The organism is Psychrobacter sp. Ps2, assembly GCF_022129405.1.
In the GTDB taxonomy this organism is placed as follows: Bacteria; Pseudomonadota; Gammaproteobacteria; order Pseudomonadales; family Moraxellaceae; genus Psychrobacter.
The window spans coordinates 337,376-361,030 of record NZ_JADQAM010000061.1 but is presented as its reverse complement, the minus strand read 5'-3'; the positions used below and the strand labels follow the sequence as shown (position 1 = coordinate 361,030).

General features: G+C 42.8%; 20 protein-coding genes and 2 tRNA genes. 8 read left to right on the top strand and 14 right to left on the bottom strand.

Features of this window, described 5'->3' with window-relative positions; translation table 11 throughout:
- Window positions 1-115 precede the first annotated feature (115 nt).
- The 10 genes from I3254_RS13165 to I3254_RS13120 all read right to left on the bottom strand — a co-directional run bounded on the left by I3254_RS13165 (window position 116) and on the right by I3254_RS13120 (window position 11,317).
- Window positions 116-202 (bottom strand) — tRNA-Leu (locus I3254_RS13165).
- A 124-nt stretch (window positions 203-326) separates the two neighbouring features.
- Window positions 327-400: transfer RNA gene (locus tag I3254_RS13160), tRNA-Cys, on the bottom strand.
- 181 nt (window positions 401-581) lie between these two features.
- On the bottom strand, window positions 582-716 hold the full coding sequence (locus I3254_RS13155; RefSeq protein ID WP_219621825.1) for a putative transporter small subunit: 135 nt from the start codon (window positions 714-716) through the stop codon (window positions 582-584).
- Between the two features lie 84 nt (window positions 717-800).
- The gene (locus tag I3254_RS13150) at window positions 801-2,450 is read right to left on the bottom strand and encodes a sodium:solute symporter family protein (RefSeq protein WP_322868758.1); all 1,650 of its coding nucleotides are present in this window, start codon (window positions 2,448-2,450) and stop codon (window positions 801-803) included.
- 785 nt (window positions 2,451-3,235) lie between these two features.
- Window positions 3,236-4,318 (bottom strand): formate dehydrogenase accessory sulfurtransferase FdhD, encoded by a 1,083-nt coding sequence (locus tag I3254_RS13145; RefSeq protein WP_238053167.1) that lies wholly within the window; start codon window positions 4,316-4,318, stop codon window positions 3,236-3,238.
- Window positions 4,319-4,412: 94 nt separating this feature from the next.
- A complete protein-coding gene (locus I3254_RS13140) occupies window positions 4,413-6,734 on the bottom strand; it encodes an FdhF/YdeP family oxidoreductase (RefSeq protein ID WP_238053166.1) in 2,322 nt (773 codons plus the stop codon).
- Window positions 6,735-6,948: 214 nt separating this feature from the next.
- On the bottom strand, window positions 6,949-7,743 hold the full coding sequence (locus I3254_RS13135; RefSeq protein WP_057759272.1) for an ABC transporter ATP-binding protein: 795 nt from the start codon (window positions 7,741-7,743) through the stop codon (window positions 6,949-6,951).
- A 64-nt stretch (window positions 7,744-7,807) separates the two neighbouring features.
- Window positions 7,808-8,707: an ABC transporter permease gene (locus I3254_RS13130; RefSeq protein WP_101204314.1), complete on the bottom strand. Its 900-nt coding sequence runs from the start codon at window positions 8,705-8,707 to the stop codon at window positions 7,808-7,810.
- A 442-nt stretch (window positions 8,708-9,149) separates the two neighbouring features.
- Window positions 9,150-10,190, bottom strand: coding sequence for an ABC transporter substrate-binding protein (locus I3254_RS13125; RefSeq protein WP_160020900.1), 1,041 nt, complete (start codon window positions 10,188-10,190; stop codon window positions 9,150-9,152).
- 77 nt (window positions 10,191-10,267) lie between these two features.
- Window positions 10,268-11,317 carry an ABC transporter substrate-binding protein gene (locus I3254_RS13120; RefSeq protein ID WP_238053165.1) on the bottom strand — a complete coding sequence of 350 codons (1,050 nt, stop codon included), beginning with the start codon at window positions 11,315-11,317 and terminating at the stop codon, window positions 10,268-10,270.
- 604 nt (window positions 11,318-11,921) lie between these two features.
- Here I3254_RS13120 and I3254_RS13115 point away from each other — a divergent pair.
- On the top strand, window positions 11,922-12,311 hold the full coding sequence (locus I3254_RS13115) for a hypothetical protein (protein ID WP_238053164.1): 390 nt from the start codon (window positions 11,922-11,924) through the stop codon (window positions 12,309-12,311).
- A 96-nt stretch (window positions 12,312-12,407) separates the two neighbouring features.
- Here I3254_RS13115 and metG read toward each other — a convergent pair whose 3' ends face one another.
- Entirely contained in the window at window positions 12,408-14,504 is a 2,097-nt protein-coding gene (gene metG, locus I3254_RS13110; RefSeq protein WP_238053163.1) for a methionine--tRNA ligase, read from the bottom strand.
- 359 nt (window positions 14,505-14,863) lie between these two features.
- Window positions 14,864-15,514: a hypothetical protein gene (locus I3254_RS13105; RefSeq protein ID WP_238053162.1), complete on the bottom strand. Its 651-nt coding sequence runs from the start codon at window positions 15,512-15,514 to the stop codon at window positions 14,864-14,866.
- A 362-nt stretch (window positions 15,515-15,876) separates the two neighbouring features.
- Here I3254_RS13105 and I3254_RS13100 point away from each other — a divergent pair, with 362 nt between their 5' ends.
- The 7 genes from I3254_RS13100 (at window position 15,877) to dcd (ending at window position 22,233) form a co-directional block, all read left to right on the top strand.
- Entirely contained in the window at window positions 15,877-16,590 is a 714-nt protein-coding gene (locus I3254_RS13100; protein ID WP_201572664.1) for a CoA transferase subunit A, read from the top strand.
- Between the two features lie 246 nt (window positions 16,591-16,836).
- Window positions 16,837-17,466 carry a 3-oxoacid CoA-transferase subunit B gene (locus I3254_RS13095; protein ID WP_165597057.1) on the top strand — a complete coding sequence of 210 codons (630 nt, stop codon included), beginning with the start codon at window positions 16,837-16,839 and terminating at the stop codon, window positions 17,464-17,466.
- A gap of 141 nt (window positions 17,467-17,607) precedes the next feature.
- Complete coding sequence (locus I3254_RS13090) at window positions 17,608-18,408, top strand: 3-hydroxybutyrate dehydrogenase (RefSeq protein ID WP_238053161.1); 801 nt, start codon at window positions 17,608-17,610, stop codon at window positions 18,406-18,408.
- A 196-nt stretch (window positions 18,409-18,604) separates the two neighbouring features.
- Window positions 18,605-19,828, top strand: a complete 1,224-nt coding sequence (gene apbC / locus I3254_RS13085; protein ID WP_238053160.1) for an iron-sulfur cluster carrier protein ApbC — start codon at window positions 18,605-18,607, stop codon at window positions 19,826-19,828.
- Between the two features lie 64 nt (window positions 19,829-19,892).
- Complete coding sequence (locus I3254_RS13080; protein WP_238053159.1) at window positions 19,893-20,330, top strand: hypothetical protein; 438 nt, start codon at window positions 19,893-19,895, stop codon at window positions 20,328-20,330.
- A gap of 12 nt (window positions 20,331-20,342) precedes the next feature.
- Window positions 20,343-21,503 carry a DUF2804 domain-containing protein gene (locus I3254_RS13075; RefSeq protein ID WP_238053158.1) on the top strand — a complete coding sequence of 387 codons (1,161 nt, stop codon included), beginning with the start codon at window positions 20,343-20,345 and terminating at the stop codon, window positions 21,501-21,503.
- A 154-nt stretch (window positions 21,504-21,657) separates the two neighbouring features.
- Entirely contained in the window at window positions 21,658-22,233 is a 576-nt protein-coding gene (gene dcd, locus I3254_RS13070; protein WP_058024138.1) for a dCTP deaminase, read from the top strand.
- Window positions 22,234-22,380: 147 nt separating this feature from the next.
- Here dcd and I3254_RS13065 read toward each other — a convergent pair whose 3' ends face one another.
- A complete protein-coding gene (locus tag I3254_RS13065; protein WP_102078541.1) occupies window positions 22,381-22,818 on the bottom strand; it encodes a ClpXP protease specificity-enhancing factor in 438 nt (145 codons plus the stop codon).
- 132 nt (window positions 22,819-22,950) lie between these two features.
- Window positions 22,951-23,565 (bottom strand): glutathione S-transferase N-terminal domain-containing protein, encoded by a 615-nt coding sequence (locus tag I3254_RS13060; protein ID WP_057759299.1) that lies wholly within the window; start codon window positions 23,563-23,565, stop codon window positions 22,951-22,953.
- Window positions 23,566-23,655 lie beyond the last annotated feature (90 nt).

Sequence of the window (23,655 nt, the reverse complement as noted above, 5' to 3'; positions counted from 1 at the left end):
CATCAGATGCATAGATTAGGATAGATAGAGCAGAACAGTATAGAACGCCAAATACAACAAAGCCCCTGATATCAGGGGCTTTAGCTGTTCTATAAGATAGTATAGGACTATGTAATGGTACCCGGAGCCGGACTTGAACCGGCACGCTATTGCTAGCGAGGGATTTTAAATCCCTTGTGTCTACCAATTTCACCACCCGGGCAAAACTTGTTTTATCTAAGATGTAAACTAGCTGATAGACCATCTAGTTACTAGATAAGTGGTCGCTATTATAATCGGTTGTGATAATAATGCAAGCCAAAATTAACGTAAAGTTAATAAATAATTGGAGGCTGGAGTCGGAATCGAACCGGCGTTAACGGAGTTGCAGTCCGCTGCATGACCACTCTGCCATCCAGCCAATCAAGGTCGCCTATATTAGCAAAAATATAGTAAATTACAAGTCCTTTTTTCATTAAAAACAGCTTATTTATTATCTTATCTATATTTAGCCCCAATTTAGAAGCGTTTATACTGTTAATAGGCTTTTTCAAACTATTAGTAAACCAGTGTTTAATGATGATGGTTTAAAATATAGTGCGCTAAACTATATCTTTATTGTTACGTTTGGCACTTTTCACATCACGATAAGTGGCCGTGCAAATTAATACGAGTACGCCAAGAGTAATGGCGGGCCAAATTAAGATATATAAGCCGTAGATAAAAACGTTGTCCATGATATCTCCTTATAATATCGCTAAGTAAGTAGCGATTAGCCAAATACTTCTGGCCAATCGGCACTTGGATAAAGCGACTTTGATTTAAGATTTAAGTGACGATGGGATTTCCGACTTTTTATCGTAATTGCCCACACGCTGCTTAATTAAGTCGAAGTCGAAGTGTTCGTCTCCCATCAGGCTGATAATCACACAGACGACGGTACTAGCGCCGTAAGCTGTTAGAGAGGCTAGCAGGACCATATATTGACGTAAGAAGCCAGTAGCGAAGATAAGCATCAGCACTAGCGTGATAACTGCGGCGACCATGCCAATCTTACGACCTAAGAACCCAAAGACCATTAGCCCAATAACAACGGCTGCACCGACACTGGCCAGTATTTCAAAGAATAGGGCGGTGACACCAGTGATTGGAAGTAATTCGAAACGGGCAACGCAAAATAAGAGTAGTCCGACGATAACTGCTGAGGTAAAGGCAGTATTGGTGACGCGATTCCAAAACACACTGGCGATAACAGGGAAGACAATAGCCCCCCATAGTGCACCAACAAATACTAGCATGACGAGAATATCAAGCTTAAAGCTCGCAAAAATTAGTCCAGCTGCTGTCGCAACAATCATCGTGCCGCGACCAATTAGCATCATTGTTTTAGGTTTAACATGGCCTTTTTTGGCGATATTTTTACCGTAGACATCCGCCATCATAATGGTTGATAGCGCTGATAAATCTGAGTCAGCAGTCGAAGACAATGAGCCGATCACTAAGATGAAGAATAAGGCGATAAAGACGGGATGCAAATAAGTACTGACCATTTGAGGGATAAGGTTATTCATATTGCCATCGAGTGGTTCGACGCCAATCGTCACAGCCATGAGACCAATCATCCCAAGACCAATAACGATACCAGCATAGCCGACTGTAGCAGTGATAAACGTCGCTTTAATCTTAGTTTTATCGATCGCAAATAGGCGCTGAGTGATGGTTTGATTACCGATAGCATATGCTAATACAGCGACGAAGTAAGGCGCACCTTGTTGAAAGAATGCCTCAGAAGAGAAAAAGTTCTGCTGTTCTAACGTCAGGTTTGATAGGCCACTAACCATGACCTCAGGGCCACCCATAGCGAATAATACGGCGGGAATAATGACAATACCAATGGCCATTAGAGCGACCAACTGGGCAAAATCGGTAAAGACGGATGCTCGAAACCCTGATGTCAATGTATAACTTAGTACACCGATACCTGCGATCATTACCCCTGTTTGGAACGATAATGGCGACAGGACTGACACCAATGCCCCAGCAGCGGTAAAGTTGACCATCAAGCTAATTAAACTGCCCATAATATTGGATATGGCTAAGATTAATTGGCTTGATGAACCGTGGCGGGCATGAATCAGTTCACCTAGTGTATGGCCATCTGGTGCCAATTCACGAAAGCGCATACCAAAAGGGTAGATGAATAAAATCATCAATGCACCCCAAAAGCCATAATGTATCGGCCCTGATACGCCGTACTTATAGCCAGAGGTGGCCGCAGCGTAAAATGAGGCTGCCCAAATCCAAGTGGCGGTCATGCTGGCTGCACCCATACCAAAGCCAACACCGTGACCTGCGACCATAAATCCAGAAGTGGTCTCTTTATCTTTTTTGATTAATAAGGACAGTAAATAGGTGCCGCCATAAAATGCTAATAATAATAAAATAATCGTTAATGATGAAAATTGGAACAATGACTCAGTTTTCAAACTCAGACCTCGCAATTGTTAGTTGATGAATAAAGTTCAGCAAAAATGAAAGATACCAAACCATTAGGAATACAGCATAGCCTACACAGTCCTCATACCGAACGTATGTGGCTAATATAAATAGCGAAAATACCAACTGCAGTGGTAAGCAAATGCTAAGTGTTACGCCCAAATCTTAATGAGACAGATACTGTCAAATCAAAAAGACAGGGACTACTTTCAATAGGCGTCAGTTAATGGGTAAACCATCACGCTATTAATAGGCATACACAAAGGTAGCTACATGCTAAAGAAAACTCATGTGATGAGTGTCTATAGCGGAATTACGAATAAGCACTAAGCCATGATAAAATGACCCGAACTCGATTTAGACAGCCTTATCAGCTGTAATAAACAATAGCTGAGAAATCTCTACTCATCTATTGCGATTGATGTGTTACTAAGCGGCATTAATAAATAAAACTACATATTTGTTAAGTGCCTGTAACATATTTGCGGGATAAGAGTAACCTATTATGTCATTAACCTCAAACATTATCCGATATTTACCAAACAATGACCGAAGATGACATATAAGTATTTATTTAAAGAGATTTAATAAGATTTTTAATAAAGCATTGAAAGATAAGGTTTTATTATTAGTAGCATTGAGTGATATATCGCTATGAGCTAAGTTATAACCATGAATGAGTAGCTGAAGCTTTCATTAGAAAAATAGATAATGAGCGATAGATGATGGTTGCTCTCAATGAACAAGTAGAAGTGAATTTTTATATATTATCTTGTTTGGTATAGTAAGTGACTCGGTTATCACGTAAAAATCCAGCCAATCCAAGGCCATAACGCTCAGCCACGCGCACTGCTGTACTGGTAGGCGCTGACATGCCAACTAGCCACGGGATTTGACTTCGAATAGACTTTTGAACCAGTTCAATAGAGAGACGCGAAGTCATAAGCACACAGCTAACGTCTGCTTTTTGGCGTAATTGCCAACCGATGAGTTTATCAAGTGCATTATGGCGGCCTACATCCTCAAATAAATGTAGCTGCTGATTATGTATCGTCGCTGCGGCATGTACCGCACCTGTCAGTTGATGCGTATGTTGCGCGGCATCCACTTGTTGACGCAGTGCCAATAGGGAGTCAAGACTTGGTGCGCTCGTTTGAATGCCATTTATACCTGTCTGTCGGTTATGTTCATGGTGTAAATGGTCTTGTGAGTAAGTACTTAAATCAGGCAAAGCTTGTGTTAGTCCAGTAATACCGCACATACCGCAGCCTGTACGCCCTGCGAGCTGCCGCTTTTGTGCCTGTATACGTTGATGGCAGCGTTGGCTCAATACCAACTCCACGACATAGATATCGTAATCTTGAAATCGTTCTAAGCTTTGCTCAATTGATACTGAGTCAAGATCTTCGTCACTCGAATCTTGAACGAACTTCTGGTAGCTAGCGATATCTGCAAGGTGAGTCACTTCCCAGTCGAGTAACTCGTGACTGTATTGAATTAATCCTTCACTAAATAAGAACCCAACAGCCAAATACTCTAACTGATGAGGACTGGCCATCAACACAGCATAATGAATCCCATTAATAATGATAGAGACCGCAGCTTCTACGGCTAAGCTAGTAGTCTGAGATTCAATTTGAAGGTAAGAGTCATGAGTAGGGTTATTGCTAACTGACGGGTAATGATGCTTTTGTGCTAAATGATTACGAGCAAGTGGTGTCTCTGACAACCTCTCATCGTTAGACAGCTCAGGTGCAACTCTCTTAATGTCAGTTGAATTATCTATCATAGCGGGGTCGATAAGAGCCTCACTTTGCTGAGCGTTATCTTCAATGGTTATCACGGTTTATCATGGCCTAAAATTATGAGCGTGCTTATGGTCATTTGAAGCGAGAGCCAATGAAAATGTCATTCTCATTAGCTCTCCGCAGGATGATTTACGCAGGCGTAGCTATCGATGTATTTGCCTCTACGCGCTCTAACACGACGGTCGTCGATTTGTACGCTGGGATATGAGAATCTGGCGCATGTGTATCTAAATCAAAGAGGTCATTGCACTCAGGGTAATAAGCAGCAACAGCGTTAGAGGCAATATCCATCTCGCTCAATACCAATGGGCCCAATACGCGTGGTTGCTCTAGGCTATCTTTGGCACGCTGGCGAGTGACCATAACACGGTCACCTTTTTGCCAACCTGAACGACTTATTTCATCTGGATGCATGAATAGCACGTCACGGCGATCCGTTTGACGATAGCGGTCTTTAAACCCGAAAATCATAGTGTTGAATTGATCGTGGCTGCGGACACTGGTCAATTGCCAAACCTTTTGCGCTGTATCTGCAATATCATCGATATCATTTGCAGCTGCCATTTGTGCTGCGACAAAAGTAATCGGATATTGTGGCACTTCAAACTGGGCTTTGCCGCTTTCGGTATTCCATACACGATGACGCGCCGCATGATACAAATGAAAGCCACGCTCAGAGGTGCGAATACGTTGATTAAAGTCTTCAAATCCATTAATCGCTTGGGAGATATAGTCCCGAATAATATTGAAGTCTTCACTCATCGCTAGCCAAGGAATAGACGTGTCGGCGCCGAGTACATGAGTCGCGATATCCGCTACGATTTGCGCTTCAGATTTTAGAGTATCACTAACAGGTTTTAGTTTGCCTTGAGTGGGTACGATCTGACACATAGAGTCTTCGATAGTGGCAAACTGCTCACCTTTTGTCGTGACAATACGTTCGGTACGGCCTAAGCAAGGTAGGATTAAATTGTTGGCACCGGGGTATAGCATAGTTTCATTGAGCTTAGTACCGACAAATATATTAAGCTGAGTAGTGGTTAAGGCTTGCTCAATAGCGCTGGTATCAGGGGCAGCCACTGCGTAGTTACCACCCATACCCATAAAGACTTTTAGTTTACCTGCGATAAGAGCCTTGGCACCTGTGACGACATCGTAGCCATGCTCTTGCGGCATAGGGTGCTCAAACACACGCTCTAAACTGTCTAGTAGGCTTTTGCTAGGTCGTTCATGGATACCCATGGTGCGATCGCCCTGTACGTTGGAGTGCCCACGCACTGGAGATGCACCAGCGCCATCGATACCAATCATGCCCATCAGAAGGAGCAAGTTGGTAATCATTGCGACATTGTCATCACCCTGTACGTGCTGAGTAATGCCCATGCCCCAAGTACAAATCGTTGCTGGACTATCGGCCACGAGTTCAGCGAGATTAATAATATCTGTCTGAGAAATACCGCAGCCAAGTGTGATATCTGTCCATGATTGCTCTGTCAGCCACTGCTTTAGAGGTTCAAATCCTGAAGTATGAGTGGTAATAAACTCATGGTTGATTTTATCGTTTTCGATTAGCCATTTGGCAATGCCCGTTAATAACGCTGCATCACCACCGATTTGAATTTGAATAACATCATCGACCATGTCAGTACTTTGACCAGCTGCCATGTGAGTTGGTTTTTGTGGATTTCTGAACTTGCTTAAACCTTGTTCACGCATGGGGTTGATTGAAATAATTCGACAGCCTTGCTCATGCGCATGGGCGAGCATCTCTAGCATACGTGGATGGTTAGTTGCTGGGTTTTGCCCAAACATCAATATCAGCTTGGCTTGCTCAAAATCTTCTAGCATGACCGTCGCTTTACCAATACCTAGCTGTCTGCTTAGCATTACTGAGGTTGGCTCGTGACACATATTTGAGCAATCAGGCAGATTATTGGTCCCAAAGCAGCGAACAAACAGCTGAAATAAAAACGCTGGCTCATTGGTGACACGGCCTGAGGTGTAAAATAATGCTTCATGGGGTGAATCAAGCTGCCCCAATTGTTCAGCGATCAGGCTATAAGCAGCTTCCCAAGGGATAGGAACATAGCGATCTTGCGCCGCATCGTAATACATCGGCTCTGATAAACGACCACTGTGCTCAAGCTCGTAACCAGTCCAGCCCTGTAGTTCAGTAACGGTATGTCTTGCAAAAAAATCGGCATTTGCTTTATGGGTCATGGTCTCACTGGCAATGACTTTAATGCCGTTTTCACAGACATCGATGGCTTTGTGTGACTTATGGTCAGGCCAAGCACAGCCTGGGCAGTCAAATCCGCCTTGTGGCTGATTGCTTTTAAATACACTTATACCGCCACGCAAAAATGTCTTATAGTTCATTAGCTTTTGAGTAGATGAGATCAGCGCAGGCCAACCAGCAGCAGGGTGGGAATAAATAGGAATTTTGCGCATAACAGACCTCATAGATAGATGACAACAGCGAAGCTTTGATAGACGACAACTATATAATGGTCAGTAAAAAGTTCATATGATCATTAACTATAGATAACAAAAAACCTCCAAGAAAAATCAATTCTCTTGAAGGTCTTAGAAGTTATCGAAAATGGTTATATCTGACAGGTACAAATTTATAAATCGTAAGTCATTGGCAGTATTAGCTCAAAACTTAGCTTAAAATCAGGCTGTCATCTTCAACTTTTTCGCCACGTGTTTGCTCGAACATATCGAGCAAATCATGTACGGTCATACCTTTACGAATGTCGCCAGCCACATCCAACACGACTTGACCCTGATGCAGCATAACGGTGCGTGTACCATGTGCCAACGCTTGTTGCATTGAGTGGGTAACCATCATCGTGGTTAGCTTATTGTCCGTGACAATCTTATCAGTCAATTCTAAGACAAATGCCGCAGTCTTTGGATCGAGAGCTGCAGTATGCTCATCAAGCAGCAAAATCTTAGAGGGCTGCAATGATGCCATTAGCAAACTTACTGCCTGACGTTGACCACCAGAGAGCAGACCCATACGATCGGTTAGACGATTTTCTAAACCTAATTTTAAAACGGATAGTTTTTCTCGGAACAAATCACGGTTGTTCTGGTTCAGTGCAAATTTCAGACCGCGATTACCACCACGTTTGTAGGCCAAAGCCATATTTTCTTCAATCGTGAGCGCTTCACAAGTGCCCGCCATCGGATCCTGAAAGACGCGAGCAACCCAATGCGCACGTTGATGGGCAGACTTTTTGGTCACATCAATGCCATTTAGCAAGATTGAGCCACTATCGACGCGTGTCGTACCGCTTACGGCGTTCAAAAAAGTAGATTTACCTGCGCCATTGGTACCGATGACAGTGACAAATTCACCATCAGCAATATTTAAGCTGATACCACGTAGGGCAGGGTTTTCGATTGGCGTGCCTGGGTTAAAGGTCAACCGTAAATCGGTGGCTTGCATCATAATCGTTATTCCTTATTATCTCTTCAAGCGTCACAAGTGTTATCAATACTTGCTTTGACTGTCATTAGGCGCGAACCTTGCGTGATAAAAACTTGGTTTTCGCTTTTGGCAATACCAAGGCTAGTACCACGAGCAATGCGGTAATCAAGTTCAAATCCTGTGGACCAAAGCCGATACTACGTAGCGTATCGCTTGATAATGCGACCTGAATAAACAGTTTGTACAATACCGCGCCGACAACAACGGCAAAGGTAATCAGCCAAATACGCTTGGCAGGAATGATGGTCTCACCGATGATGACCGCTGCTAGACCAATGACGATTGTACCGATACCAATTGAGATATCTGCACCACCCTGAGTCTGCACAAACAGCGCTCCCGCTAAGGCAATCAAACCGTTAGAAATCGCCATACCGATGATTGTCATCCATGAGGTATTGATACCTTGCGCCTGTGCCATTCTTAGGTTTGAGCCAGTAGCACGCATCGACAGACCTGTCTCAGTGCTATAGAACCAGTTCAAAAATAACATAGCAGCTGCGACAACGACACCGATAATCAGGCAGCGCATCCAATAACCATTACCATCAGTCACCAAGGTGCTAAACACTGTGGTTTCACCAAGCAGGGGTAGGTTTGGCGCGCCCATGATACGTAGGTTGACAGAATATAAAGCAACCATGACCAAGATACTGGCAAGCAGTTGCAAGATGCCAAGTTTGACATGCAACCACGCAGTGACGATACCAGCGACTGAACCTGCTAACATCCCAAAAGCACAGGCCAACCATGGGTTGATGCCAGCGATGATAGAAATACCAGCGACTGCGCCACCTAACGGAAAACTACCGTCAGCGGTCAAATCAGGGAAGTCGAGTGTACGAAATGAGATAAGCACACCGAGTGCTACTAGGCCATAAATCAGACCACTTTCAAGCGCACCAAAAAAAGCAATTAAAGACATAAGAGATCAGTAAGTCATAACCAAGTGTCTAGCGTATGGTACCAAGATAAGTAAATGGCAATTGCCAAAATCATCTACCTGCTAAACAGCTAAGCGGTGAATTTAACAGATTAAGCAATCTGCGGTTAGGGTAAACCAAAACATATCAGGATTAATAGCGATCATAAGTTACCTTGGTTTGAAGCGATGGTTCAATGCACTGCAATGTAATCAATCAACATATCATCTACTTAACAAGTATCAGATAAATTCTCAGACAAATACAGCACTATTAAGCACGCTTGCAAAAAAAGACTCTGTTTAGACAAGAAGCCCAGCCTAATGACTCATAGCTGGGTTTCTTATTTAATCATTAGCCGTATATTTAAGGTATACAACACAGTATTAAGTAGTGTCGCTTTCCTATTTATACCTGCTATTTTGAGCCAAATACAAAGGTGCGTTATTCTACCACTTCTTTAGCTTTATCGATAACCGCTTGTGGCAACGTGATGCCTTCTTCTTTAGCATGTTTTGGACTGACGTATAGATCAAGCGCTTGTGGAGTATAAACAGGAATAGCACCTGCTTTTTCACCATTCAAGATACGTACGACAATTTTACCAGTTTCACGGCCAAGCTCATAGTAGTTCACGCCTAGAGCAGCAACAGCACCGCGCTCAACTGAGCTAGTATCTGAGGCAATAAGAGGGATCTTACTTTGTTTGGCGATTTGATAAAGTGACTCGTACGCTGATACCACGTTGTTGTCAGTTGAAGTATAGATCATATCGACCTTACCTTCGAGACTACGTGCTGCCATCGCAATGTCGTTACTACGCTGTGCAGGTGCTTCAAGTACATTGATACCGAGTGGTGTTAGCTTCTCTTTAAGATTTTTTAAGATAATCGTTGAGTTGACTTCACCTGGGCTATAGACATAACCGACGTTCTTTAATGATGGAATGATTTGACGCATCAAATCAATCTGTGGCTCATACGGTAGGGCATCTGATGCGCCTGTAACGTTAGTGCCAGAACCATCTAACTTAGGTACCAGTTTTGCTGCTACTGGATCAGTAACTGCTGAGAATACCAATGGAATGCTGCTAGTAGAAGCGGCAACAGACTGCGCAGATGGTGTTGCGATAGCGACGATAACATCTGGCGCATCAGCGACAAATTGTTTAGCAATCTGACCAGCAGTAGCAGTGTTTCCTTGCGCGCTCTGGAAGTTAACGGTTAAGTTTTCACCGTCCTTGAAGCCTGCTTCGTTTAGCTCGTCGATGACACCTTTACGTACATCATCAAGCGCTGGATGTTCGACGATAGCAGTAATAGCAACGGTCTTCATAGCCGTTGCTGCATCACCACTAGCGGCAGCATCCGTGGAGCCATCATCTTGTGCTGATTGGTTACAACCAGTCAAGATAGCCGTACATACACCGCCTAATAATAAAGCCTTACCGAAATTAAAACGACCAAAACGATTTTGAGACAACATGGGTCTTACTCCTAAAATAATAGTGTGTCCGTACACTATATAAATAATTGACGAGCTAATAGATAGCTTACTACTTTTTATTTGGTTTCGGCATCAATATCAACATTGATGGCATTTTTTAGTAACTCTGCTGGCAAACTGACACCTTGTGTTTTGGCGTGCTTAGGACTGACATATAAGGTCAGATCATTCATGACTTCAGGTTTGATGGTGTTGACCGCTTCGCCATTTAACACACGATATACCATCTTGCCAGTGGTACGACCAAAGTCATAGTCATTAACACCAAGCGCAGCAGTCGCGCCGCGTTTTACACTGAATTCATCAGACGCGATAATCGGTAACTTGAGCTCATTTGCTGCTTGGGTCATGGCCTCAAAGGCAGAGGCAACATTGTTGTCAAATGAGGTGTAGATGATATCTGCACGTCCTTGCAAACTGCGCGTCGCCATACCGATATCCGTTGGACGATTGGCAGGAATGTCTAATAGTGACAGACCTCGTGCTGGCAGAGCTTGTTTTAGATTTTCACGCAATGACACTGAGTTTGCCTCACCTGGGCTATAGACATAACCGATGGTCTTTAAGTCAGGCTTTATTTGCTGTAACAAATCCAATTGCGGCTCTAATGGCAGCTGGCTTGATAGTCCAGTCAAATTGCTTTGAAAGGGCTTGCCATCTGCTGTAATGAGCTTGGCACCTAGCGGATCTGACACAGCGGTGTAGATAATAGGGATAGTGGTGGTCGCGGCTACCACTGACTGCGCAGAAGGCGTTGAGATTGCTACGATCGCATCAGGGTTGTCTCCTGCAAATTGTTTGGCAATCTGTCCAGCAGTCGCTGTGTTACCTTGCGCACTTTGAAAGTTAACAGTTAGGTTTTGACCTTCGACATAGCCGTTATCAGCCAACTCATCAATAATACCGCGACGCATATCATCTAATGATGGATGCTCAACGATTTGAGTAATGGCAATAGATTTGGCAGGTTTGTCTGTAGCCGTGCTATTTTCAGCAGTCGCTGCGGTCTCGGTAGAGGAGTTTGAGCAGCCGATTAGTCCAAATGTGCTAATGGCACTAAGAGCAACGCCATATAGGCTTAAGCGTAAAGTAGAAGCGATAGTCATTATTAGGTTAACTCATAGGTTATATCAATCTCAAAAACCAAGCAAATACTGCCAGACTGACTGAGCCTACTAACTTATATAGTATTCATTTTGCTCATCTGTTTGGTGTACTTTGGTTTTTTACCGTGATATTGAAGAATGCAGATTAGCCAAGTCAATGCTATGTTGATGCTGAGATAGCAGGCTAACAGGTAAATAAAGTAATCGTTCCATCGATTATTATGTTCATATTATGACAGTAATGTAAGTTATCGCAATAAAAAATTAATTTGTGGCGGTCATGGTGATGGATAATAAAAAAATCATCACTTCTTTTTATCTTATCAAGACGCGTGGTGCATTGAAGCTCTTATGTATATCTAAATATAACAGATGTCGCTAGGGTACTTTTGTTTGCTCAAACCATATGCAAAAGGCTTACATCCTAGCAACGCATCTATTACGTACTCACTTCATAATTAACGTAAGCTAATTTTCATACGAGAAATATGATAAATCTAAGGATAATCCAGTCATTTTGGTGACACTGTGCTGCCATAGTGGATATGAAATAGACGCTATTATTTATCTAACTTTTTCGAATGACTATTTTAAGGATAATATTATGAACACTGCTAATCTTAAATTATTAACCATCGCCGGTATCACTGCTACTTCTTTGATTGGATTGCCTGCTATGGCAAAAGATGGTCATGGAAACGGGCACGGTAATAGCAAAGGTAACTCTGCCCATGTCAGTAAAAACTATAAGCATAGTGGCAACGCCCACCCAAGTATTAACGCTTATCGCAATGCTAGCTCGAATGCTTCATTTAAGCGTGATCTTGATAGATACGGTTATAGAGTAGTCGGCAAGATTGATAGAAGGGATTATGACCGTTCTGTCGTTTTAGACCGTTATGATGACCGTTACGTTCGTATTCGTACGCCAGAAAATAACATTGTGACGGTGATTAATGATACGTTGCAGATTATCGATATTTTGAGTAGATAAGTATCAGGCTTGGTTTTTAGCCATTTGCTAAATCAGTCATAAAAAAAGATGCCACTTAAGGCATCTTTTTTTATTTTTTAATCCTAAAAATAACCGTTATGCCAGTACGTCGCCAACAACACAAGCATCTGGCAAGGTAACGACTGTTAAGCCTGTCTTTGGCTCGCCAGTTGACAATACCATGCCTTCTGATACGCCAAATTTCATCTTACGCGGAGCAAGGTTGGTCACGCAAATGACTTTCTTATTAATCAATTGCTCAGGCTCATAGAACTTACGAATTCCGCTAAACACGTTACGTGGCTTGTCTTCGCCGACATCTAGGGTGAACTGTAGTAATTTGTCTGCGCCTTCTACATGGTTACACTCTAAAACGTGTGCGACTTTCATCTCGACTTTAGCAAAGTCTTCGATACCAATGTAGTCCGTTTGCTCATCATCTGTATTCATCTCTGCTGACGCTTCATTTTTAGCAGCAGATTTACTGTCTGTAGTCGCGGCAGGTGCATCGGCTTGAGCCAATGACGCTTTGGAGTCTTCTACCATGGCTTCGATATCTTTTTCTTCGATACGCTGCATCAGTGGTTTGAATTTGTTGATTTTATGACCTAGTAACCACTCATTACGACTGGCAAAGCTTAAATCCTTAAGGTTTAAAAACTCTTTAGCATTATTAGTTAGCTCAGGCAATACTGGTGCTAGATAGACCATCAATTGACGGAAGATATTGATAGCGACCGAGCAGACGTCTTGAACCTCTTGCTCAGTACCCTCCAACTTCGCTAGTGACCATGGTTTTTTGGCATCGATATATTCGTTGGCTTTGTCCGCACATTGCATGATTAAACGCATAGCACGCGAGAATTCACGATTCTCATAGGCAGCAGCAATCTCATCGCCCGTTTTGGTAATGTCTTCTAATAGCTCTGACTCGACGCAAATTTCTGACAGCATGCCGTCGTACTTCTTAACCAAGAACCCTGCACTACGACTGGCGATATTGACGACTTTACCAACCAAGTCAGAGTTGACCTTTTGCATAAAGTCTTCTAAGTCTAAGTTAATGTCTTCAACTTTATCAGACAGTTTGCTGGCAAAGTAATAACGCAGATATTCAGGATGTAAGTGCTCAGCATACGTCTCGGCTTTGATAAAAGTACCGCGTGACTTACTCATTTTTTCGCCATTGACCATCAAGAAACCATGGGCAAAGACGCCAGTCGGCGTACGCAGTTCACTACCTGCTAGCATCGCTGGCCAAAACAAGGCATGGAAGTAAACGATGTCTTTACCGATGAAGTGATAAACTTCAGTTTTGTGCTCGTTTTCTTGTGCCCAGTAGCGGTCAAAGTCAAGTGCTTGGTCTGTCCCTGCCCGCTTATCACATAGGTTTTTAAAGCTTGCCATGTAGCCGACTGGCGCATCTAGCCATACATAAAAGTATTTGTCTGGCTCATCGCTTGGAGTATCTGGAATTTGGAAGCCGAAGTAGGGCGCATCGCGTGAGATATCCCAGCTGGCAAGTCCTGCCTCAAACCATTCTTGAAGTTTGTTGGCGACTGACGTTTGCAAGCGATTGTCACTGCGTGTCCAGTCCTGTAAGAACTGCTCAAACTCTGGCAAATCAAAGAAATAATGCTTGGATGTTTTAAGTACTGGCGTTGCATTAGACAATGTTGAATGCGGATCTTTTAGATCTGTTGCATCGTAAGTGGTGCCACATACTTCGCAGTTATCGCCGTACTGGTCTGGTGAATCACATTCTGGACAAGTACCTTTGACAAAGCGATCGGCTAGAAATAATTGCTTTTCAGGATCAAACAGTTGCTCGACATCTTTTGTGCTGATATGACCAGCATCATTGAGACGACGATAAATCAGCTCAGAGAACTGTTTGTTTTCTTCTGAATGCGTGCTGTGGTAATTATCAAAGTTGATAAGGAACTTTGAAAAATCCGCTTCATGTGAGGCTTTAACTGAGGCAATTTGCTCCTCTGGCGTGACGCCATTGGCTTCTGCTTTGAGCATGATTGCCGTACCGTGTGCATCATCCGCGCAGACATAGGTGACCTGATGGCCTTGCGCTTTCATCGCACGTACCCAAATGTCAGTCTGAATATATTCTACAAGATGCCCCAAATGGATGTAGCCATTGGCGTAGGGCAGCGCACTGGTTACTAGAATCTCACGCACAAAATCACCTATATTTTTATATAAACGGGTTAGTTATCGAACATCTCAAGCGGTTCATCGCTCATCGATGCGACATCGTTAATGCTAAAAACTTCTAAAAATAATAAAAATTCAAAAAGTGTGCCTATGATACCGTAAATCAAATAAATTTGTGATATTCCTTGGTAATTACTTCTCATTTGGCAAGCACTAATTAACCACAAACAATAGCCTTGCATTGAATCTGGTCATTATAGATTAGTTATCAATCAGCCATGAAAAAACCCACCAAGCAGTATGCTAAGTGGGTTTTTTATTTATCCATTATTCGCTTAGATACCAGTGGTTAGTCACAATAAATGGCTAAGCGATAATCTACCTTAGAATGAACCAAACATCGTCCCTAAGATAATAACAGCAACCACAGCGACCAATGGAATAACCATCGTAACCATCGCCAAATTTAAATAAGATTGCTTATGGGTCAGACCACAAATCGCTAGCAAGGTGATGACCGCGCCACTGTGCGGAAGCGTATCAAGACCACCTGCCGCCATAACGGCTACGCGGTGCATCAGCTCAGGGTCGATACCCGCATTGACGGCCATTCTTAGATAGTCTTCACCTAATGTCGACAGCGCAATACTCAAACCGCCAGACGATGAGCCTGTGATACCAGCAAGCGTGGTCATCGCGACGGCTTCTGAGATCAGAGGGTTGTCAGGGGTAAGGTTTAAAATGCTATCACGAATGATAAGGAAGCCTGCGAGCGACGCGATAACTGCACCGTAACCCACTTCTAGGCGGCCAAATAGTGCGCCTAGCAAGAATATCGGGAAGAATTTGAGTAAAAACCCACTTAACGCGCCCATAAAGACATCGGTATAAGCGGGAATGGTGCTTAAGAAGTCACCTGATAGTAAGACTGCTAGCGTCGCCATAATCGGTGCTAAGATCAGCACAGAATAACCGCGATAAGCAAAAAACATGAGTAATAATAGGGTAATGACAATAGCTAGCGTACTAAACATGATAGCCCTCCTTGGCAAAATTAAGACAGCGAGTATATCGTGCTTATTAATATAGGTAAGAAATTAATCAAAAAACCTTATTTATTATATTTTATTAAACTTAAATCCAGTTGAGATATTACTGAAGGATAAGGAATACTTTGTTGACTCGCGTCCTCTTGGGGTTATTTTCTAATCACTAAGCAACTAGGCGCTACGAAAATAATATGTTAAGTTAGCATAAGTATTTTATACATGATATATCGATATAAAATGTATTGATTTAAATTTAAAACAGTCAATGCGCTATTGATTGGCACAATAAATAAATCATGATAGATAATGGACGTTAATAACAAAAACAGACTTGCAAGGAGATAAGCATGAGTCAATCAAAAGTATATAACAGTGCTGAAGAGGCACTAAGCGGTATTGTTAAAGATGGGCAAACACTCGCTATCGGTGGTTTTGGTCTATGCGGCATTCCTGAAGCATTGATCGAAGCACTACGTGATAGTGGCGTTAAAGAGCTGACCTGTATCAGCAACAACGCTGGCGTCGATGATTTCGGACTTGGTCTGCTACTACAGACCCGCCAAATCAAGAAAATGATTTCATCGTACGTGGGCGAAAACAAAGAGTTTGAGCGCCAGTACTTGGCAGGCGAGTTAGAAGTTGAGCTAACCCCGCAAGGCACTTTGGCCGAAAAGCTACGCTCAGGCGGTGCTGGTATTCCTGCGTTTTACACAGCAACTGGCGTGGGCACCTTGGTTGCCGAAGGTAAAGAGACACGTGATTTTGATGGTCGTACTTATGTGTTAGAGCATTCATTACGCGCGGATGTAGCACTCATCAAAGCACAAAAGGCCGATAAAGCGGGCAACTTGATATTTAATAAAACCGCTCGTAATTTCAACCCAGACTGTGCAATGGCTGGAAAAATCACTATCGTCGAAGTCGAAGAAATTGTCGAAACGGGCACATTTGATCCGGATGAAGTGCATCTACCAGGTATTTTTGTTCAACGTATTGTATTGAATGCTAGCCCTGAAAAACGTATCGAAAAAACCACGACTAAAGCGCTAGAAGGCGCTTAGATAAAATCATGGTTGAAACTTATCGTCAGTTTTTAGATTGATAATAACTTAGATAGCTAATTGTTTAGATAACTAATTGTTTAGATATAGTCAATCCACTATAAAAGCGTTACAGCGTTAACCTTGCTTGAAGTATGACAGATACATCTGCACTCGGATGCCTTGTACCACTCTCAAATTGGATCAACTATAACTAACGATTTAGATGAATAGCAATAGAATATCGCAAAAAATAAGGAAATCAGCATGGCATGGACAAGAGAGCAAATGGCGCAACGCGCTGCAAAAGAGCTACAAGATGGCTACTATGTGAACCTAGGTATCGGTCTCCCAACGTTGGTCGCCAACTACATTCCTGAAGGCGTGGACGTATGGCTACAATCAGAGAATGGCCTGCTAGGTATTGGTGAGTTCCCTACAGCAGAAAACGTTGATGCGGACTTGATTAACGCTGGCAAGCAAACAGTAACCGCAGAAGCTGGTGCTAGCTATTTTAGCAGTTCAGAGTCTTTCTCAATGATTCGTGGTGGTCATGTCAACTTGGCAATATTGGGTGCAATGGAAGTGTCAGAAAAAGGCGACCTTGCCAACTGGATGATTCCCAAAAAGATGGTCAAAGGCATGGGCGGGGCGATGGATTTGGTTGCAGGCGTACAGCGTGTGATTGTATTGATGGAGCAGGTCAATAAGCATGGCGAACCAAAAATCTTGGCAAACTGTGAGCTACCATTGACGGGTAAAGGCGTGGTTGATCGTATCATCACCGAGCTTGCGGTATTAGATGTTACTGATAATGGCCTAAAGCTGGTTGAATTAGCAGATGGTGTGAGCTTTGACGAGCTACAAGAAAAAACACCAGTAAGTATTATTCAGTAAACTTTGTACAGTAAAGTGACTGTTGTAAGATTAATATGTTTTATCCCGCAAATAAATACGCCACTATGATTATAGTGGCGTATTTGTTCAGTTCAATTTTATAAAAACTAATAATATTTTAGACCATGATAAGGAATATGTATGGCGACCCAATTAGAACAAGATTTGACAGGCAAAGTAGCATTGGTCACTGGCTCTGCAAGTGGTATCGGACGTGACATCGCTGAAACTTATGCAAAAGCAGGCGCAGCGGTTGGTATTGCCGATATCAATCTTGAAGCGGCACAAAAGACGGTTGATGCTATTGAAGCTGCTGGTGGACGTGCTCTGGCGATTGCTATGGATGTTACCTCAGAAGATGCGGTAAACGATGGTGTACAACAGCTAGTTGATACTTTTGGCAGTATTGATATTCTGGTTTCTAATGCTGGTATTCAGATCATCGACCCTATTGATAAAATGGCGTTTAGCGATTGGAAGAAAATGCTTAATATCCACTTAGATGGCGCTTTTTTGACCACTAAAGCAGCGATTAAGCACATGTATAAAGGCGATAAGGGCGGCACAGTTATTTATATGGGCTCTGCGCACTCGCATGAGGCCTCATTATACAAAGCCCCTTACGTGACTGCTAAGCATGGACTACTAGGACTGTGCCGTGTGTTAGCCAAAGAAGGTGCAGCGCATAAGGTACGTTCGCATGTGATTTGCCCAGGATTTGTCAAAACGCCATTGGTAGAAAAACAAATCCCAGAGCAAGCAGCTGAAAAGGGCATCAGTGAAGAGTCGGTTATTAACGATATTATGCTGGTCAATACCGTAGATAAAGAGTTTACGACAGTAGAAGATATTGCCCAATTGGCGCTATTTTTAGCGGCTTTCCCAACCAATGTATTCACTGGACAATCTATCGTTGCCAGTCATGGTTGGTTTATGAATTAATATATATGCCATTTGCATATACCACAGCGTCAGACCTACTGGCGTTGTGGTTTTTTTATGCGTCCAATTCAGCTACACTGTCACGATAGAAGGTTTGGCTAATATACTCATTAACGTTATCGGTTGTAATATGCGCAACGAGACGACTTGAGCGATTTGTCAGATCTACCCACTTGTATAGGCCATAATAGTAGCTATGTTTAACTTTATGAAGAAAAAAACCACAAAAACCGAAACGCCTCAGCAGCAGGCAGAGCGTGATAGTGCCGTCGACAAAGTCCTACTTGGATATGAGATAGGTGCCGTCAGTATTGCCACGATGGTCACAGGACTTGAGCGTGATGGCGAAGCACTTACGTTAGACCTGCGTTTGCCAAAAGATAGCAATCCTGAAGTTATCCAGCAGGAGCTCGGGCAGTTGCTACACCCGCATGGTATTACCACGATTCATATGAATGTGCGTCTGCCTGCGCCAGAAAAGGGTTCAGGTTCAAGCTTACCAAAGCAGATGCCAAAGACAACCAATGCGATGGAATCTCAGCCTTCATCTGGCGCTAATAACAATGCTAATAGCACTAACGCTGAGCCACCGATTACGAAAGCTGCACCTACCCAAGCATCGTTGGCAGCGCATCCTCGTATCCGTCATATTATTGTCGTGGCATCAGGTAAGGGCGGTGTTGGTAAATCGACAACGACAGTCAATATCGCGTTGGCATTGCAAAAGCTTGGTAATCGTGTTGGTGTGCTTGATGCTGACATTTACGGCCCTAGTATGCCAACCATGTTAGGCGTTGCTGACGTAAAACCGCAGTTAGAGAACGAGCAGTTCGTGCCAGTTGATGCGCATGGTATGGCAATGCTCTCTATCGGTAGCTTGCTTGATGGGGACAATACACCTGTTGCATGGCGTGGACCTAAAGCGACCGGGGCATTGATGCAGTTATACAATCAAACCAACTGGCCGCAGCTAGACTATCTAGTAATTGATATGCCACCCGGTACGGGTGATATACAGCTGACATTGGCGCAGCGTATTCCAGTCACGGGTGCTGTCATTGTCACGACTCCGCAGCATGTTGCCTTACTCGATGCGCAAAAAGGCGTTGAGATGTTCAATAAAACCAATATTCCTGTGCTGGGTGTGGTTGAAAACATGGCGCTACATACGTGTAGCAACTGTAATCACACCGAAGCAATCTTTGGTACGGGTGGTGGTGAGTTTATCGCTAAGCAGTATCAGGTACCGCTATTGGGTCAGCTACCACTTGCCAGTGGCATTCGTGCACAAGTTGATAAAGGTGTGCCAAGCGTCTTAGCTGATGATGAGTTTGCACAATATTACCTAGATATTGCCAAAAACATCGAAACCAATATCAATAAATTTGCAAAGCCTGTCGATGATAAGCGGATTTTTTGATAATGGAGAAGTAGCCTAAGCTAGCGACTTTTAAAGTGAATGTATTGTCTAAAAAGAGGATATTTTGAACTTATCTATTTATCAAAGCCATTTAGACAATACTCCCAAGCAGTATAGAGTCTTACGATTATTTCGCCCACCGATATACATCATTGAACTCTTAAACAATCAGTTGATTGCCGTTTGCTACTACAAAGATGGTAGTAGCAAACGCTATCAGATTAATGCTGACTTTAGCAATCGCCGAATGGTAATTGCCGATTTTAACAAATTCACAAAGGCTCTCGTTGAGCTGTTAAAAAAGTTTCCAAGACACTTTTTATGGGTAAGTGCGCTTGCATCAATCAATGTTACAGAAACACTAGCAGATGGATTAACCAATATTGAAATTAAGGTGATAACTGAAGCATTTTTTGTGGGTTCTGTACAGGCAAAAAGAAGAATTTTACATAGCACCGTTAGCTATCAAGGACAGATAGTACCTTTAGGCAAATTTGGCTAGGATGCCGATATCATGAATAAAAGCCACGACAAACCGTATACTGCCGCAAACTTAAAACTGGCAAATCTCGAATATCTTATCCAAAATGGTCAGCCTGTTTTTGGTGTCTTCTCCCAAGTCAAAAGTATCAACTACTTAGACTATCATAGTCATCTCATTTCACAAAAATCCTTACCTAACTGGCGTAAAGAACTAAAAGCCAACCAGTTCTGCTTCATTCAGATACTCCAGCCCCCTTATAGAGTGTGCCTCGCGCTCGCAACGATTAAGCTTGCGACTAGTGCTTTCGTTTACATTTATAATGAGGATACTCAGCAGCTAGAAGTCTGTGAGGCGCTACAGCCTTTGACGCATCATACGCACTTAGACGGTGATGGTTATCAAGGGCAGATGGCATTTACACATACAAAGCTCAGCGTCACCTTGGATTTTAGTCCTGCTCAGATGACTATTGCGCTCGACAGTCAGTATGTTGCAATAACGGCAGCGTTAGCACGAAGCGCACAACCGTTAGCCATATGTACGCCGACTGGTAGGCGTGGCTGGACGTTTACGCAAAAAGAGCCGTTGACCGCACTATCTGGGCATTTGCTCATTAAAGCCAAGTCGAAATTTCATACTGATGCTCCTGATGCTCAACCTCAAAAAATAACTTTCACCGATGCTACTATTGCCAATCTAGATTGGACGCTCGGCTATATGCGTTATGAGACCAATTGGTTTTGGAGCTGTATCACTAGCTATTTGTCAGATGGTCGTCACTTTTTGCTCAATCTGTCTATGGGTGTCAACGAGACCGGAGCTAGTGAAAATGCTTGCTGGCTTGACGGGCAGATATTCTATTTACCACCCGTTATGTTTGCTCGTGAGGGTTCAAGTATTCGATCAAATCAGCCAGACAGTCTTGAGCCAAGTATAGAAAGTGTAGAAACTGACGCTAGCATATCAAAGCCATGGCGTATCTATCATCAAAATCTAGGGTGGAGCAATGTCGATATTGATTTGAGCTTTACACCGATTGCCGTCTATAAAAAGACTGATAATTTTGGTGTGATAGCCAGTATCTTTGAGCAATGGATAGGTTTTTATAGTGGTGAAATTCGAATAAGAGATGAAGTTATTAGGCTTGATAATGTCATGGGGCTTGCAGAAGATCATTTTGCCAAATGGTAGCTTCTAAGACATAACATGGGAATAAATGAGATTAATGGCTGTATTCAGTTTTAAGTAGCCGCTCCTCTATAAATTCAGCCACCAATTCCGTATAATCGTCGCTATCAAAATACTGTTATCATAACCGCTATTAAATATTTGCTAAGGAACAACAATGTCTATTAAGTCTGACCGATGGATTCGTAAAATGGCCGAAGAGCACGGCATGATTGAGCCATACGAGCCAGGTCAAGTACGCTTTAATGATGCAGGTGAGCGTTTGGTTAGCTACGGCACCTCAAGCTACGGTTATGATGTGCGCTGTGCTCCTGAATTTAAAGTTTTTACCAACGTACATTCAGTGGTCGTTGATCCTAAAAACTTCGATGATAAAAGCTTTATCGATATCGTTGGTGACGAGTGTATCATTCCACCTAACTCGTTTGCTTTAGCACGTACTATGGAGTACTTCCGTATTCCACGTGATGTATTGACTATTTGCCTAGGTAAGTCAACTTACGCGCGCTGCGGTATTATTGTCAACGTAACGCCGCTTGAGCCTGAGTGGGAAGGGCACGTCACTTTAGAGTTTAGTAATACGACTAATTTACCAGCCCGTATCTATGCTGGCGAAGGCGTTGCGCAAATGCTGTTCTTCCAAAGCGATGCTGATGATGTCTGTGAGACCAGTTATAAGGATCGTGGTGGTAAATACCAAGGTCAACGCGGTGTGACACTGCCAAGAACCTAATCAGTAAGTGCTTGGAAAGAGCTTATCAGTTATAGAAGTTAATAAGCCTTTAAATAGTTAATAAAAAAGCTAGTCATATTAAATATGGCTAGCTTTTTTATTGTGTTAAATAGAACTGGTCTAAGGTTCTATTTACTTCCAGAATTTTTATTTTAGGACCTTTAAACCCGCTTTATTATCGCGCTTTGGTTTAGGTGCTTTAGCAGGACTGTTGTTAGACATTGGTGCTGAGTCGTCTTCTGGCTGATAGTTGTCATACTCTTTTGGATCAAAGAACATCCCTTGCGAGTTCTCTTTAGCATAAATCCCCATCACCGCAGTAAGTGGTACCCAGATTTCTTGTGATACACCACCGAAGCGCGCACTAAAATGAATATAGTCATTTTCCATACTCATGTTACCAGTAGCACGGCTGGCGATATTCAATACAATACGACCGTCTTGCACATGTTCGGTTGGTATTTGCACATTGTCAGCGGTAGCATCAACCATCAAGTATGGTGTCAGAGCGTTGTCTTCTATCCATTGATATAGTGCACGTACCATATAAGGGCGGGTAGGTGTAATAGAGGTGGTTTCGCTCATTTAATGATTTCCTATACTAATAATTTTTAATAATGAAAAATATCTCGTTCAGCAACTTATCAAATGACAGATGCTAATTAACATCTATCTTATTTATACTTTATTTTAGGACAGCTTTCGATACTTGTCTAATCAACGCACACTTTTTTGGAAGCTACTGCGCTCAAACACTCTCGTTTGGTATTCAAATAATGGACGGCTAATGGCACGTGGCAGCTCAATACCCATCTCATCTAATCGCCATAATAATGGTGCTAATAACACGTCACACCAGCCAAACTCATCAGCCATAAAATAAGGCTTATGAGCGAACAGCGGTGACAGAGTAATTAATGAATCACTGAGCTGTTTTTTGGCAATGGCAGCTTGTGCTTTATTAAAACTGTCTGGATGCGTCAACAAGCGCTTACCAAGTACTAACCAATCACGCTGAATGCGCCAAGCCAGTTGGCGAAACTGTGCACGCTCTTGCGGTGTCTCAGGGAGCAGTTTATTTGTGTGATAGCGTTCCTCAAGATACTCAAAAATGACATTAATCTCATAAAGCGCAATCTCACGCTGCTGTAATACAGGCAAGGTGTGATAAGGGTTTAGCTCAGTCAAATCTTCAGGGCGCTCAGAATGTAAGCGAGACAAATAGTAAGCGAGCTTTTTTTCTTCAAGTAATAGGCGTACCACATGACTGTCGTAGCCGTCATCAGCATACAAAATTAGCTGACTACTTGGAATGTCATTCGCATCAATCATGAAAGCCTAATGTTAATAGTGAAGGTTGTCATCGTAAACAAACTCGCAACGTTTATCAAGGTAGTGTACGTAAACATTAACGCTGAGCGA

Coding starts and splice junctions, on each gene's coding strand:
- I3254_RS13155 (WP_219621825.1), bottom strand. CDS start 716: ATGGACAACGTTTTTATCTACGGCTTATATATCTTAATTTGGCCCGCC.
- I3254_RS13075 (WP_238053158.1), top strand. CDS start 20,343: ATGAATAAAAGCCACGACAAACCGTATACTGCCGCAAACTTAAAACTG.
- I3254_RS13115 (WP_238053164.1), top strand. CDS start 11,922: ATGAACACTGCTAATCTTAAATTATTAACCATCGCCGGTATCACTGCT.
- apbC (WP_238053160.1), top strand. CDS start 18,605: ATGTTTAACTTTATGAAGAAAAAAACCACAAAAACCGAAACGCCTCAG.
- I3254_RS13140 (WP_238053166.1), bottom strand. CDS start 6,734: ATGCGCAAAATTCCTATTTATTCCCACCCTGCTGCTGGTTGGCCTGCG.
- I3254_RS13060 (WP_057759299.1), bottom strand. CDS start 23,565: ATGATTGATGCGAATGACATTCCAAGTAGTCAGCTAATTTTGTATGCT.
- I3254_RS13135 (WP_057759272.1), bottom strand. CDS start 7,743: ATGATGCAAGCCACCGATTTACGGTTGACCTTTAACCCAGGCACGCCA.
- I3254_RS13065 (WP_102078541.1), bottom strand. CDS start 22,818: ATGAGCGAAACCACCTCTATTACACCTACCCGCCCTTATATGGTACGT.
- I3254_RS13130 (WP_101204314.1), bottom strand. CDS start 8,707: ATGTCTTTAATTGCTTTTTTTGGTGCGCTTGAAAGTGGTCTGATTTAT.
- dcd (WP_058024138.1), top strand. CDS start 21,658: ATGTCTATTAAGTCTGACCGATGGATTCGTAAAATGGCCGAAGAGCAC.
- I3254_RS13095 (WP_165597057.1), top strand. CDS start 16,837: ATGGCATGGACAAGAGAGCAAATGGCGCAACGCGCTGCAAAAGAGCTA.
- I3254_RS13125 (WP_160020900.1), bottom strand. CDS start 10,190: ATGTTGTCTCAAAATCGTTTTGGTCGTTTTAATTTCGGTAAGGCTTTA.
- I3254_RS13120 (WP_238053165.1), bottom strand. CDS start 11,317: ATGACTATCGCTTCTACTTTACGCTTAAGCCTATATGGCGTTGCTCTT.
- I3254_RS13090 (WP_238053161.1), top strand. CDS start 17,608: ATGGCGACCCAATTAGAACAAGATTTGACAGGCAAAGTAGCATTGGTC.
- I3254_RS13100 (WP_201572664.1), top strand. CDS start 15,877: ATGAGTCAATCAAAAGTATATAACAGTGCTGAAGAGGCACTAAGCGGT.
- I3254_RS13105 (WP_238053162.1), bottom strand. CDS start 15,514: ATGTTTAGTACGCTAGCTATTGTCATTACCCTATTATTACTCATGTTT.